The 13,337-nt window shown below is 63.0% G+C and carries 12 protein-coding genes, 2 tRNA genes and 1 pseudogene; 8 read left to right on the top strand and 7 right to left on the bottom strand.

Annotated elements, in window-relative coordinates:
• Positions 1 to 270: pseudogene (locus tag EOA49_RS25315) on the top strand (ABC transporter permease); the annotation flags it as partial.
• 13 nt (positions 271 to 283) lie between these two features.
• Positions 284 to 1,054, top strand: coding sequence for an SDR family oxidoreductase (locus EOA49_RS25310; protein WP_127241072.1), 771 nt, complete (start codon positions 284 to 286; stop codon positions 1,052 to 1,054).
• 22 nt (positions 1,055 to 1,076) lie between these two features.
• Here EOA49_RS25310 and EOA49_RS25305 read toward each other — a convergent pair.
• A tRNA-Val gene (locus EOA49_RS25305) sits at positions 1,077 to 1,152 on the bottom strand.
• A 219-nt stretch (positions 1,153 to 1,371) separates the two neighbouring features.
• Between EOA49_RS25305 and EOA49_RS25300 the strand changes: the two genes are divergently transcribed.
• Positions 1,372 to 1,448: transfer RNA gene (locus EOA49_RS25300), tRNA-Asp, on the top strand.
• A gap of 228 nt (positions 1,449 to 1,676) precedes the next feature.
• The gene (locus EOA49_RS25295) at positions 1,677 to 3,023 is read left to right on the top strand and encodes an FAD-binding oxidoreductase (RefSeq protein ID WP_127241073.1); all 1,347 of its coding nucleotides are present in this window, start codon (positions 1,677 to 1,679) and stop codon (positions 3,021 to 3,023) included.
• A gap of 451 nt (positions 3,024 to 3,474) precedes the next feature.
• On the opposite strand, the gene EOA49_RS25290 is transcribed toward EOA49_RS25295, so the two are convergent.
• The 4 genes from EOA49_RS25290 to ugpC all read right to left on the bottom strand — a co-directional run bounded on the left by EOA49_RS25290 (position 3,475) and on the right by ugpC (position 6,488).
• Complete coding sequence (locus tag EOA49_RS25290; RefSeq protein WP_127241074.1) at positions 3,475 to 3,720, bottom strand: hypothetical protein; 246 nt, start codon at positions 3,718 to 3,720, stop codon at positions 3,475 to 3,477.
• A 298-nt stretch (positions 3,721 to 4,018) separates the two neighbouring features.
• Positions 4,019 to 4,948 (bottom strand): ribokinase, encoded by a 930-nt coding sequence (rbsK, locus tag EOA49_RS25285; protein WP_127241075.1) that lies wholly within the window; start codon positions 4,946 to 4,948, stop codon positions 4,019 to 4,021.
• Positions 4,949 to 4,952: 4 nt separating this feature from the next.
• Entirely contained in the window at positions 4,953 to 5,405 is a 453-nt protein-coding gene (locus tag EOA49_RS25280; protein WP_066998829.1) for an RbsD/FucU family protein, read from the bottom strand.
• A 24-nt stretch (positions 5,406 to 5,429) separates the two neighbouring features.
• The gene (gene ugpC, locus EOA49_RS25275) at positions 5,430 to 6,488 is read right to left on the bottom strand and encodes a sn-glycerol-3-phosphate ABC transporter ATP-binding protein UgpC (protein WP_067328236.1); all 1,059 of its coding nucleotides are present in this window, start codon (positions 6,486 to 6,488) and stop codon (positions 5,430 to 5,432) included.
• Positions 6,489 to 6,766: 278 nt separating this feature from the next.
• Between ugpC and EOA49_RS25270 the strand changes: the two genes are divergently transcribed.
• From EOA49_RS25270 to EOA49_RS25260, 3 genes are all read left to right on the top strand, one after another.
• Entirely contained in the window at positions 6,767 to 8,431 is a 1,665-nt protein-coding gene (locus tag EOA49_RS25270; RefSeq protein ID WP_067328234.1) for a sugar ABC transporter substrate-binding protein, read from the top strand.
• Between the two features lie 152 nt (positions 8,432 to 8,583).
• Positions 8,584 to 9,705 carry a sugar ABC transporter permease gene (locus EOA49_RS25265; protein ID WP_095802242.1) on the top strand — a complete coding sequence of 374 codons (1,122 nt, stop codon included), beginning with the start codon at positions 8,584 to 8,586 and terminating at the stop codon, positions 9,703 to 9,705.
• A gap of 8 nt (positions 9,706 to 9,713) precedes the next feature.
• Positions 9,714 to 10,631 carry a carbohydrate ABC transporter permease gene (locus tag EOA49_RS25260; RefSeq protein ID WP_067328232.1) on the top strand — a complete coding sequence of 306 codons (918 nt, stop codon included), beginning with the start codon at positions 9,714 to 9,716 and terminating at the stop codon, positions 10,629 to 10,631.
• 39 nt (positions 10,632 to 10,670) lie between these two features.
• On the opposite strand, the gene EOA49_RS25255 is transcribed toward EOA49_RS25260, so the two are convergent.
• On the bottom strand, positions 10,671 to 11,414 hold the full coding sequence (locus EOA49_RS25255) for a creatininase family protein (protein ID WP_067328230.1): 744 nt from the start codon (positions 11,412 to 11,414) through the stop codon (positions 10,671 to 10,673).
• Between the two features lie 4 nt (positions 11,415 to 11,418).
• Positions 11,419 to 11,985: an SIS domain-containing protein gene (locus EOA49_RS25250; protein ID WP_067328228.1), complete on the bottom strand. Its 567-nt coding sequence runs from the start codon at positions 11,983 to 11,985 to the stop codon at positions 11,419 to 11,421.
• A gap of 188 nt (positions 11,986 to 12,173) precedes the next feature.
• On the opposite strand from EOA49_RS25250, the gene EOA49_RS25245 reads away from it, so the two are divergent.
• Complete coding sequence (locus tag EOA49_RS25245; RefSeq protein ID WP_127241427.1) at positions 12,174 to 13,196, top strand: aldo/keto reductase; 1,023 nt, start codon at positions 12,174 to 12,176, stop codon at positions 13,194 to 13,196.
• The last annotated feature ends 141 nt before the right edge of the window (positions 13,197 to 13,337 follow it).

Below are 13,337 nucleotides of genomic sequence, written 5' to 3'. Positions count from 1 at the left end.
ATCCGCACCTCCGGCGCCACCGCCAATCTCGGCGTCGGCCTGCTCTTCAACGCCTTCGCCGCCGTCGTCATTGGCGGCGTCAGCCTGAAAGGCGGCGTCGGCACCCTGCCCGGCGTCTATGCCGGCGTGCTGCTCCTGTCGGCCATCAACACCGCCATCAACCTCATGGCCCTGCCGGCCAACTTCACCCAGGTCATCCATGGCTTGCTGGTGCTGGCGGCCGTGCTTCTCGACGCTTTCAAGCAAACCATTCGCCAAAGACTCGCATGACAGGACGGCCCGCATGACCGGACGCATCGAAGGCAAGGTGGCGGTGATCGTCGGGGCCGCGCGTGGCATCGGCAAGGGCATAGCCCAGCGCTTCACCGAGGAAGGCGCCAGCCTTGTGCTGGCCGACAGTGAAGCCGAAGCCGGCCAGGCGAGCGCAGACGAACTGGGTGCCGCCTTCATCCGCACCGACATTTCGAAGACGGCCGACGCCGAAGCGGTGGTGGCATTGGCGCTGCAGCGTCACGGCCGCCTCGACATCATCGTCCAGAACGCCGGCATCTATCCCTGGCAACTGATCGAGAACACCAGCCCGGAGGACTGGGACCGGGTCATGGCGGTCAATCTGCGCGGCAGTTTCAACGCCGCCCGGGCAGCGCTTCCACCGATGAAGGCTCAGGGCAGCGGTCGCATGCTCTTCACCTCTTCCATTACCGGCCCGCAGGTGAGCAGCCCCGGCCACGGCCATTATTCGGCAAGCAAGGCCGGCATCAACGGCTTCATCCGCGCGGCGGCGCTGGAGTTTTCCGGCTATGGCATCACCGTCAACGGCGTCGAGCCGGGCAACATCCTGACCGAGGGCATGAAGCTTCACCGCGATGCCGCCTTCATCAAGAGCATGGAGGACGCCGTGCCGCTCGGACGTCTCGGCACGCCGCGCGACGTCGCCAACGCCTTCCTGTTCCTGGCCTCCGATGACGCCAGCTACATCACCGGCACGACGATCGTCGTTGATGGCGGCCAGCTCCTGCCCGAAGGCCAGGATTTCCGCCTGACGCCGCCGTGAGTTCTTGATTGTGCCGGGAAACTGGTGGGCGATGACGGGCTCGAACCGCCGACATCTTCGGTGTAAACGAAGCGCTCTACCAACTGAGCTAATCGCCCGCTCCGGGCCGGACCTTTAAGCAGTTAGAGCTCTATTCGCAAGGCCCAATGAACAGCCGGCGCACCCGCTATCGGACGGGATTTCGCCAATGCCGGCGCACTTGTCAAAAAACCTTCTGCTGATTGCTGTTATGCTCACATGCCGCGCTTGACACCCGCAAACGAACCCCTTATCCAGCGCCCCAACGACGAACACGCCTGACACGTGCTCGTCAGTGCGCGGGTGTAGCTCAGTCGGTTAGAGTGCCGGCCTGTCACGCCGGAGGTCGCGGGTTCGAGCCCCGTCACTCGCGCCAGTCTTTTCAAGGGTTAGGCCCTGCTCTTCAAAAGCTTGAACTTTCATTTTCCGGAGAGTTTCAACTTTTTGTATTCGCTGCGGCCAACATTCGCGATCCACCGCGTCTGAATTGGCGACTACGGGAGCCGCTCGTCAGGCGCCTGTGCTCCACCTTCCCCAGAAGTGCCTCAAGAAAGGTTGGCTGCCGGTGGGCCATAGCTGACGCAGCCTTTTCAGGATTCTCCCCTTGCCTACTTTCCCGTTCTCCGAAGCAGATCCGATTCAATTTCCCGGCCCGCCCCCAAAAAGCGCTGACGTGGTCATTATCGGCGGCGGCGTTATCGGCGTTGCGACAGCGCTTTTTCTTGCGCGGCGCAACATCTCGGTGACGCTGTTGGAAAAGGGACGCATCGTCGCCGAACAGTCCTCCCGCAATTGGGGATGGATCCGCAAACAGGGACGCGATGCGGACGAACTGCCGATCGTGATCGAGGCGTCGCGTCATTGGCGGCAACTGGCCGAGGAATGCGGCGAAGACATCGGCTTGAAGCAGACCGGCGTGACTTACCTGGCAGGCTCCGACCGCGAAATGGCCCGCTTCGAAAAATTCCTGAAGATCGCTGCCGCCCATGAGATCGACACGCGCCTGCTGAACGCACGGGAAACCGCCGGTCTCATCAAAGGCATGTCGCGCAGTTTCAAGGGCGCGATGACAACGCCTTCCGACATGCGGGCGGAGCCTTGGCTGGCCGTGCCCGCACTCGCCCGGCTTGCCGCCCGCAAGGGCGTCAAGATTGTGGAGAATTGCGCGGCGCGAGCCCTGGAAATCTCGGCCGGGAGGATCAGGGGAGTGTGGACAGAGGCGGGTCACATCGAGACGTCGAGCGTTCTGCTCGCCGGCGGTGCGTGGTCTTCCCTGTTCCTGAGAAGACATGGCGTTTCCATTCCCCAGCTCAGTGTAAGGTCGACCGTCGCGGCAACCGAGGCGATGCATGAAGTCTATGCAGGAGCCGCGGCAGGAGAGCATATCGCTTTCAGACGCCGACAGGATGGCGGATACACGCTCACTGCCGGAGGCAGTCATTTGCTTCACCTTGGCCCAGACGCATTCCGGCATGCGAAGAAATACCTTCCCGCGCTTATGGCCAATCCTTTCGGCTCACGCTATTCGCCGGCTGCGCCGGCGGGCTACCCGGATGGCTGGTCGACGCCGCGTCACTGGGCGCCGGATTCGCAAAGTCCTTTCGAAACAATGCGGGTGCTAAATCCGGCTCCCGAACGCTCTGGTCTGCGTTCCATCGAGCGCAATTTCAGGCGCCTGTTCCCACAGCTCGACGCGGTGCGCCTAAAGGCATGCTGGGCTGGCATGATCGACGCGATGCCGGACGTCGTTCCCATTGTGGACAAAGTGCAGGCGATAGCTGGCCTCGTTGTCGCAACCGGCATGAGCGGCCACGGCTTCGGTATCGGACCCGGAATCGGCCGCGTCGTCGCCGACATGATCCAGGGAAACCAGATCGGGCACGATCTCACCCGCTTTCGCCTGTCGCGCTTTTCTGACGGAAGCGCCATTCGGCCGGGCCCGGCCCTCTAGAGCAAGTCACCGACCGGCCAGCCTGCTCTGAGCAGCAAAATTCTTCAGCTGCGCGTGGGCGCCCCTATTCACTCGCCCAATATCACACCGGAGGCGACAATCTGCGCGGTTCGGGCGGTGAGCTTCTCGCGCTTTACAAGCGTGGGCTTTTTATAGGGCTTTTTCATCTCACCGTTCCGGGAAACCAGGCTGCCTGTGCTGGTCAAGACGGTGAACGCGCTGGCACTGCTTGCGTTCCGCAGGCGCGTTTGGCGGGTTGAGCCAGCCTTGGCCGGCCCCGGTCATCAAGCCATGGCACGTAATCGCAACGGCTTTGCGTTCCGAAAACCCAGGTCTTGAAAGCCTTGTCGGCTCGAACTGCTGCCCGGTCGCGCAGTTCCAGGAGAAGGGCGGGACGGTTTGGTCGTCGCCAAGGGTTTACGGTCTGCACTCGCTCGGGAGGGTGAGCCCTCTAGTGTGGACGCGCTCGCTGCACCGGTGGCGCCGCATTTGCCGATATAAAGTCAGCTGCAGTGCCTTGCGATCCCCGCTTGTAGATGAGCCGCATGACCAGTCCGGCATATCCAATCTGGAGAATGATCATTGCAAGCATAGCGCAGCCGAGCGCCTTCCAGGCGGAGCCGGTTTGCAACCCGACCCAGATTGCGACGGTGAACGACGTCGCGAACATGCCCACCAGAAATTGCGGAAAATACATCGCCAGTACCCTCGACCCTCAAAGCGCCGCCGCTCCATCGCGGAGCGGCGGGCCCCCCCAAATAGCCCCCCGGCTACCGAGGCACGGTCCACCCCGGCATTGCTGACAGTGCAATTGCGATGCCAGACACGGTGGCCCATTACGGGACACCTATGCCGTTGATGCAAGGCGTTGGCGCCGATTAATATTAACCGTGGCTAATATGCAACCCTGGGGCCGTGAGAACCAACTTCTGTGAGTTGTGGTCAAGCCGATGACCGGGTAGCGCCGCTGAAACGCCACGCGAGATTTGGCGGCTTCAACCCCGCGCCAGCAGCGCCTCGACCTCCTGGAGCGTCGGCATGGAAGGCGCGGTGCCCGGCCGGGTCACCGAAATGCCTGCGACGGTACAGGCGAAGCGCACCGCCTCCAGCGGCTCGACGCCCTTGGCAAGCGCCGCCGCCAGTCCACCATTGAAGGCGTCGCCCGCCCCCGTGGTTTCGATTACAGGGCCGGCAGTGACGGCGCCGACGTGATCGGATCGCTCCCTGGTGTGCAGCAGCGCGCCCTTCTCGCCAAGCGTCACGATGACGGCGCCGACGCCCTTTGCCAGCAGGCTGTCGGCGGCGCGGCGGGCATCATCGACCGAAGAGACGGCGATGCCGGTCAGCCCCTCGGCCTCGGACTCGTTGGGCGTGACGTAGTCGCAAAGCGCGTAGATGCTGTCCGGTAGGGTGGCGGCCGGCGCCGGGTTAAGAATGGTAGTCACCCCTGCCCCGCGCGCGATTTGCAAGGCTTTCAGCGCCGCGTCGATCGGCTGCTCGAGCTGGGTGACAAAGACGCCCGCCGAGCGGATCAGGTCAGCATGCGCCTCGATGTCAGCGGACGAGATCAGCATCGCAGCACCCGGGCTGACGATGATGGCGTTGTTGCCGCTGCCCTCCTCGACAAAGATATAAGCCGCCCCGGTGTAGCTGTCCGGCGTGTCGATGACCGCGCTCTTGACCCCCGCATCCTTCCACGTCTGCTTGGCCATGTCGGCGAAGGCATCGATGCCGAGCCGGGTCAGGAAGGTGATGTCGGCGCCGAGTTTGCCGGCTGCGACCGCCTGGTTCGAGCCCTTGCCGCCGGGTCCGAGCTTGAACGAATTGCCGAGGATCGTCTCGCCCATGCGCGGCTGGCGGTCGGCGCGATAGGCGGTGTCGGCGACGAAGACACCCAGGATGACGACTGGCTTGCTGGCGGACATCTCCTTACTCCGCATCCGGCGGAATGACGCCCTTGCGGAAGGCAAAGCAGCCATAGAAGCGGCGCTCACCGGTCTGGATGACGCAATACGCCTTCTTCGCCCGCTCGTAGAAGGCGTAGCGCTCGATCGAGATCATCGGCCAGGGTTTGCCCTCGGCCGCGTCGATTTCCTGCTGCACCTCCTTCTGCACCGGCGGGATCTCGTTCGGCTTGCCGACGATCTCCATGCGCGCGGCCGCGTCGTTGACGAAGCTGTCCAGCGGATAGAGCGACAGCACCGCCTTCACCACTTCGGCCGCCGGCGCATCGATGCGCAGCAGCTTGCCGAGCACCGTCTGCTTGGCGACGGAGTCGGATGGGAAATTGGTGTCGGCGATGATCAGGTCGTCGCCGTGCCCCATCGCCCGCAGTGCCTGGAGCACGTCGGCGTTGAGCAGCGGATTGATCCCTTTGAGCATGTTTTCCTCGATGTGTGTTTGCGGTCAGAGACGCTTGCCGGTCCCTGCGTCGAAGAGATGGACATGGTCGAGCCGCGGCCTGAGCTTCAGCGTATCGCCAGGCTTGAAGTCGTGACGCTCGCGGAACAGCGCCACCATCTCGCCCTCGCCGAAGCGCACGAACACCAGCGTTTCCGAGCCGGTCGGCTCGACCACCGAAATCGTGGACGCCACACCGTCGGGATGGATCTCCAGATGCTCGGGACGGACGCCATAGACGACGGCCTGGCCGTCCGCCGCGGCGATGCTGGCAGGCATCGGAAAGGCCGAGCCTGCTATGTCGACCTCGGACCTTTCACCCTTCTTCACCGTGCCCTTGAGCAGGTTCATCGCCGGCGAGCCGATGAAGCCCGCGACGAACAGGTTGGCCGGCCGGTCGAACAGTTGCAGCGGCGCGCCGATCTGCTCGATGCGGCCGTCGCGCATCACCACGATCTTGTCGGCCATGGTCATGGCCTCGATCTGGTCGTGTGTGACGTAGATGGTGGTGGTCTTCAGCCGCTGATGCAGTTCCTTGATCTCGGTGCGCATCTGCACGCGCAGCTTGGCATCGAGGTTTGAGAGCGGCTCGTCGAACAGAAACACCTGCGGGTTGCGCACGATCGCGCGGCCCATGGCGACGCGCTGGCGCTGGCCGCCGGAAAGCTGGCGCGGATAGCGCTTGAGATAGGGATTGAGGTCGAGGATGTCGGCCGCACGCTTCACCCGCTCGGCGACGATGGCCGGATCGGTGCCGCGCAGCTTCAGCGCGAAAGCCATGTTCTGCTCCACCGTCTTGTGCGGATAGAGCGCGTAGTTCTGGAACACCATGGCGATGTCGCGCTTGGCCGGCGGCAGGTTGTTGACGATGCGGTCGCCGATCGAAATCGTTCCGCCGGAAACCGTTTCCAGCCCCGCCACCATCCGCAGCAGCGTGGACTTGCCGCAGCCCGAAGGGCCGACCAGGACGACGAATTGACCGTCGGCGATATCGACGCTGACCTCATGTAGAACCTTGACGGTTCCGAAAGCCTTGGCCACATTGGCGATCGCGACTTGAGCCATTGTCTCCCCTATCTTTTTCGGTGAAGCTAGCCATTGCCAACGGCAAGGGCAAGTCGGTATCTTATAGATAAAAAGCCAATCTTGTTGACAAGGTAATCGATTACGCGAATAGTGACGAGTGCCAATCCGAATGCCGGTCCTTGTCCCGAAAATCGGATCTCCAGGCGACGCAGGGTGGGGTCCCACGCTGCCCTATGGTATAGGAGAACCGCAGACGTTTCGACGTCGAGAGATTGGCAGAATCAATTCACGACTGAAGTTCTGGGAGGAACCTTGAGATGAGAGTCGATCTTTACGAAAAACTGGTGCGTGCCGGGGCGACCCGCCGCGATTTGCTGAAGGGCGCGGCCAGCATGGCGGCGCTCGCAGCGGCGTCCGGCACGGGGCTTGGCGCGCTGACCAGGCCGGCGGCTGCCGCCGACGACCTGCGCGCGAAAATCCTGCAGATACCCGGCGTCGGCAAAGGCCAGCCGACGGACGCCGACTTCCAGAAAGTCGGTGAGCTCTGCCTGGAAGCGACCAAGGCCAACGTCAAGCAAGGCGAGTTCGCCGGTGTCGAGCTCACCTTCATGGGCCTCAACAACCAGAACCTGCACAACGTGCTGTTCCGCGGCTTCCTGAAGCCGTGGGAGGCCTATACCGGCGCCAAGATCAGCTGGATCGACCTCGCCCAGGCCGACTACAACGCCCGTCTGCAACAGTCGATCGCGACCAAAACCGTCGACTTCGACATCATCGAGATGGGTGCGCCCTTCGAGGGCGACGTCTGCGGCAAGGGCCTCACCTCGGAGATGCCCGACTGGGTCAAGAAGCAGATCGACATGGACGATCTCGTCAACTACCTCAAGCCGCCGGTTGGCACCTGGGACGGCAAGCAGTATCGCGTGACCATCGACGGCGATACGCACAACTTCAACTACCGCACCGACGTATTCTCCGATCCCGACCTCGCCAAGGCCTGGAAGGAGAGCGGCGCGACGACCGAATGGGGCGTGCCCAAGACTTGGCAGGAAGTGCAGGCCGTCACCAAGTTCCTCAAGGGCAAGCAGTTCAAGGGCCAGGACGTCTATGGCTATCTCGACGCGCCCAAACCCTGGGGCGGCTTCGGTTTCTACTTCCTCGGCAGCCGCGCCTCTGCCTATGCCAAGCACCCCGACGACAAGGCCTGGCTGTTCGATCCGGATACGATGAAGCCGCGCATCAACAACCCGGCTTGGGTGCGGGCCATCCAGGACGTCATCGACGCCCTGCCCTCGGAGCCGCCGGATCAGATCAACGCCGATCCGAACACCACCGGCTTCCAGCAGTTCCTGGCCGGCACTGGCTCGATGATCCCGTGGTGGGGCGATATCGGCTCCAACGTCAAGACCAACGACTCCTCGGTCATCGGCGACGTCACCGGCTTCTCGATCCTGCCGGGCTCGGACGACGTCTACAATTCGAAGACCGGCAAGTGGGACAAGCTGGCCAGCGGCCCGAACTATGCGCCGAACTGCGCCTATCTCGGCTGGGGCGTCTATGTCATGGCCCGCGTCGACAGCGACGAGAAGAAGAAGAAGGCGGCGTGGTCGGCGGCGGCCCATCTCGGCGGCAAGGATCTGTCGCTGTGGTGCGCGGCCTATCCTTCCGGCTTCCAGCCCTACCGCAACTCCCATTTCAACATTCCGGAATGGGTGGCGGCCGGCTATGACGAGGCCTTCATCACCTCCTATCTGAAGTCGGAGGGCGACTCCTACAACCATCCGAACGCCGCGATCGAGCCGCGCATCCCCGGCATCTTCCAGTACTACAGCGCCGCCGAGGACATCCTGGCCAACACCTTCGCCGGCAAGATGAAGGCGCAGGAAGGTGCGGATGCCATCGCCGCCGCCTGGGAGAAGCTGACCGACCAGATCGGCCGCGAGAACCAAATCAAGCTCTACAAAGCCTCGCTCGGCATGTAGGCTGTCCCGTGAGAAGTCGCGGCCCGGCGACCTCGTCGCCGGGCCGCATGTTGACCGGCAATGGCCGGTCATTTGGACTTCCAGCAATTCCAGGAAAAGCGTGAAGCGGTTTTCCTCCGGAATTGCATCAAAGCAAGGTAGAGGCGAGAGGCGTGGCTGAGCAGACTTCAACCGCCAATGCATGGCCGGCTAACTCCGCAGCGGCCGATCTGATCCCTCCCGGCCGCAAGCGCCTCGGCTGGGCCCTGATGATCGCCGCGACGCTCGTGCTGCTGGCGACGATCGTCATGCAGATCCTTTACAAGACTGAGGTCGACACGATCGGCTTCTATACCTGGCGTCCGGTGGTCTACGCCTATGTGCTGTGGGGCGTGGCGCTCGGCGCCTGGCAAGTGCTGACGCGCGGCGAGGACGGCCAGCGCGCGCTGTTCCTGCTGCCGGCGCTGCTCTTCACCGTCGCCATGGTGATCTTCCCGACGCTGTTCGGCTTCTATATCGCGCTGACCGACTGGAACCTCAGCTCCTTCGCTGGCCGCAGGTTCAACGGTCTCGACAATTTCTGGCAGATGCTGGCCGACCCCTACTACCGCAACGCGCTCTTCAACATGGTCCTCTATGTGCTGGCGGTGCTGGTCGAATATGTCATCGCCTTCGGACTGGCGCTGCTGCTCAACGCGCAGATCCGCGCCAGAAAATTCTTCCGTGTGGTCTTCCTGCTGCCGCTCATGCTGTCGCCGGTGGCGGTCTCCTGGATGGTTGGCAAGTCGCTGATGGAATACCGGTTCGGACCGGCATCGACGCTGGCGCGCCATCTCGGCTGGGACAATCCCGCCTTCTTCTCCGACCCGATCATCGCGCGCATCTCGATCATGGTGCTCGACGCCTGGACCTTCATTCCGTTCATGATGATCATGCTGCTCGCCGGCCTGCAGGCCATGTCGCGTGAGGTGATCGAGGCGGCGCGCGTCGACGGCGCGACGACATGGCAGACCTTCTGGCAGGTTACCTTCCCGCTGATGCTGCCCGTGTCCGTGACGGCGGTGATCCTGCGCATCATCTTCAAGCTGAAGCTCGCCGACATCATCATTACGGTGACGTCCGGCGGGCCCGGCGGCGCGACCGATTCCGTTTCGAGCTTCATCTACCGCGAATATCGCGACCGTTCGAATGTCGGCTACGGCACCATGCTCGCCATGGTCTATCTGATCATCATCGTCGTGTTTGTCACTTGGCTGCTGAAGCTCGCCAGTCGCTTCGTGCGCAACGTCAACTGAGCGTCCATATGAGCGTCCAGACCACCGAATATACCGTTTCCGAAATCCGCTCCCCGGCGGCCTTCCTCGCCAGCCGCGTCTTCATCTATGGCGCCCTGGTGTTCTGGTCCTTCGTCTGCCTGTTCCCGATCTATTGGACGATCACCACTTCGTTCAAGTCGGCGGTCGATGTCACGCAGGGGCACCTCATCCCCTTCGTCGACTTCCAGCCAGACTGGAAGGGCTGGCGCTCACTCGGCCTGTCGCCGGATTCGATCGTCCAGACCTCGACGGTGCGCGACGAGTTCCTGAAACGCTTCATGAACTCGGTCATTACCTCTGTCGGCGCGTCGAGCCTCGCCATCATTATCGGCAGCCTGGCCGCCTATGGCCTGACGCGTTACCGCTACAAGTTCGCCTGGTTCAAGAACGAGGACATCTCCTTCTTCTTCCTCTCGCAGCTGATCCTGCCGCCCGTGGTGCTGGCGCTGCCCTTCCTGGTGCTTTACCGCGAAGTGGCCCTGCTCGACACCCGCATCGGCCTTGTGCTCCTCTACACGCTGATGGTGCTGCCGATCGTCATCTGGATCATGCGCGACCAGTTCAACTCCATTCCCGTCGAGCTCGAGGAGGCGGCACTCGTCGACGGCCTGTCGATCTGGGGCGCCTTCTTCCGCATTGTCATGCCGATCGCGCTCCCCGGCATGGTCGCCGCCTTCATCCTGGCGATGGTGCTCTGCTGGAACGAATATTTCTTCGCCGCCCTTCTGACGTCGACGGATGCCAAGACCATCCCCGTGATGGTGGCGAGCCAGACCGGCTCGCAAGGTATCAACTGGTGGTCGATGGCAGCCCTGGCGACGGCAGCCATCACGCCGCTGGCGATCATCGGCATCGCGCTCGAACGCTATCTGATCATGGGCATGACGGCCGGTTCGGTGAAGTAGGCGCCGTGCCCTTCCCCCTTCTTGTGGGGAGAAGTTGAGCTAGACCCGCAATATCGCCCGCAAATGCTCGAGGATCATCGCCACACCCTTCCGGCCCAGCTCGGCCGACGCATCCGATGCGCCTTTTGTGTACCAGCCGGTATTATCCGCGAAATGACCGGCATCCACCGCTTCGGGACATAGCGCCTGCATCAGCGATGTCTCGCCGATGCCGGCATGGTCGAACGGATATTTGCCGGTCATTGTGGCCGGCATCAGCGGGTGCACCTGCACCCAGTTGAAGACGTTCTCGCCCTGGGCATGGCCGGCATAGTAATCGACCATCGTGTCCGAGCCCCACCAGCCCTCGCCGCGTTCCTTCTCCAGGAAGCGGAAAATCGCCTGCCGGCCGGCGGTCTTGAAGGCGAGATCGGTCGGCATGCCGGCAACGAAATTCTCGGTCTGGTGATGGATGATGGCGTGGATGTTGCGGAAGCCGATGCGCAGCAGGCCGTAGAACAATTCCTCCGCAAAGGGCGCCAGCACCGGACCGCCGACCTGCACCGAGCCGCTGCCTTCCGGCGGCGCCACGGCATAACTCGCCGCGCCATAATAGAAGGGCGGCAGGATGACGATGTCCCGCTCCTTCTCGATAAGCTCGAGCGTCTTGATGACGGCCAGCGTGTCCATGCCGACCGCCATGTGCTCGCCATGGTATTCGAGCACGCCGAGCGGCAGCGCGACCGGCCAGTTCTCCTCGATCGCCTTGCGGATCTGGTGCGGCAGCATCAGTTCGTAGCGCATGCCCCTACTCCATGTTGGTGTGCCGGGCGCGCATCGTCTCCGGCGTTGCGCCGGTGAGCGCCTCGAGTTTCAGCACCATCACCTCGAACAACAGGAAAAGCGCTGCCTCGAACAGCGAGCCCATCGGCAGCACCGAGCTTCTGGCGGCGCCTTGGTCGCTCGCCATGGTCTGGGCCGGAACGAGCAGCGTGAAGTCCGAAAGCTTTGCCGCGCTGCCCGCCGGTTCGGCCGTGAGCAACACCACCTTGGTGCCGGCCGCCCTGGCCACGCGCATCAAGGTGAGAACGGTGGCGGTCTCGCCCGGTCCGGAACTCGCCAGGAATACATCGCCCTGGCCGAGTGGCGGCGTGGTCATATCGCCGACCACCGAAACCGGCAGGCCGAGATGGAAGAGCCGCATTGCGAAACCCTTGACCTGCAGCGCTTCGCGGCCGCAGCCATAGACGACGATCTTGCCAGCGCCGGCGAGCATTGCGCAGGCGGCGTCAACCCGACCGTCATCGATGCGCCCCAACACGGCGCCGAGCTCGCCCAGCGCTGTCGCAAACAACTCCGATCCGGCTTGCGTCATGGCTGCCTAATCCTGTCTGCCGATGTCTTGATAGGCATGCGGCTTTGCGGTCGCGTTCGGCGCGAAACGCTTGTTTTCGTTCATGCTATCACCGCGAAAATTCGTGTCCAACGAGCCTCGGCGCTTTTGCTGTGCCACCGGCGTGATAGTGTCATGTCAGACAAATCAATCCAGGACATCGTGCGGATATGAAGACACGGCATTTCGACCGCATCGGCAATGGCGGCATCACCTTCACCGAGCTTGGTTTCGGCACCGCGCCGCTCGGCAATCTCTACCGCGCCGTCTCGGACGAGGATGCCAATGCCGCGCTGGAGGCGGCATGGAAAACCGGCTGCCGCTATTTCGACACCGCTCCGCTCTATGGCCTTGGCCTTTCCGAAACCCGGCTCAACCCCTTTCTGCGCGGCAAGAAACGCGACGACTATGTGCTGTCGAGCAAGGTCGGCCGCCTCATGCGCGTCTCTGCGCCCGACCAGCGAACCGGCATCGGCAAGTTCTTCGAGACGCCCTCGCGCCGGGAAGTTTACGATTACAGTTACGACGGCGTGATGCGTTCCTTCGAGGCCTCGCTGGAGCGTCTCGGCGTCGACCGCATCGACATCCTTTATGTGCACGATGTCGACATCTTCACCCATGGCAGCAAGGAGGCTTCCGACCGGCGCATCGAGGAGTTCATGTCTTCGGGCTATTACGCGCTGCTCGCGCTGCGTGACCAGGGCGTGATCAAGGCCTTCGGAGGCGGTATCAACGAGTGGCAGGTTTGCCAGACGCTCGCCGAGCGCGGCGATTTCGACCTCTTTCTGCTCGCCGGCCGCTACACGCTGCTCGAGCAGGATGCGCTTGCGAGCTTCCTGCCGCTCTGCGAGAAGCGCGGCATCGGCATCGTTCTTGGCGGGCCCTACAATTCCGGCATCCTGGCGACAGGGCCGAAGCCCGGCGCCTTCTACAACTACACAGAGGCGCCAAAAGACGTGCTCGATCGCGTGGCACGCATCGAGGCGGTCTGCAAGCGCCATGGCGTGCGTCTGATCGAGGCGGCGTTGCAGTTCCCGCTGCGGCACCCTTCCGTCATGTCGGTAATACCCGGCGGCCAACGGCCGGCCGAAGTCGAAAGCAACCGTGCGCTGCTCGACGTCAAGATCCCGGCAGCCTTGTGGGCGGATCTCAAGCAAGAAGGCCTGATGCGCGCCGACGCGCCTACCGGCTGATGCCGCACATGTGCCCCTGCCGCGGGTCACAAAAAGGAAGAGCCGGGCAAGCCCGGCTCATCTGATCTTAAAAAGAAAAGGTCTTAGTTGACCGCGTCCTTGAGGCCCTTGCCGGCCGAGAACTTCGGCACGGTGCGCGCC

The organism is Mesorhizobium sp. M1A.F.Ca.IN.020.04.1.1 (genome assembly GCF_003997315.1).
Taxonomy (GTDB): Bacteria; Pseudomonadota; Alphaproteobacteria; order Rhizobiales; family Rhizobiaceae; genus Mesorhizobium.
The sequence above is the reverse complement of the archived record's forward strand: the minus strand, read 5'-3'. Positions and strand labels throughout refer to the sequence as shown.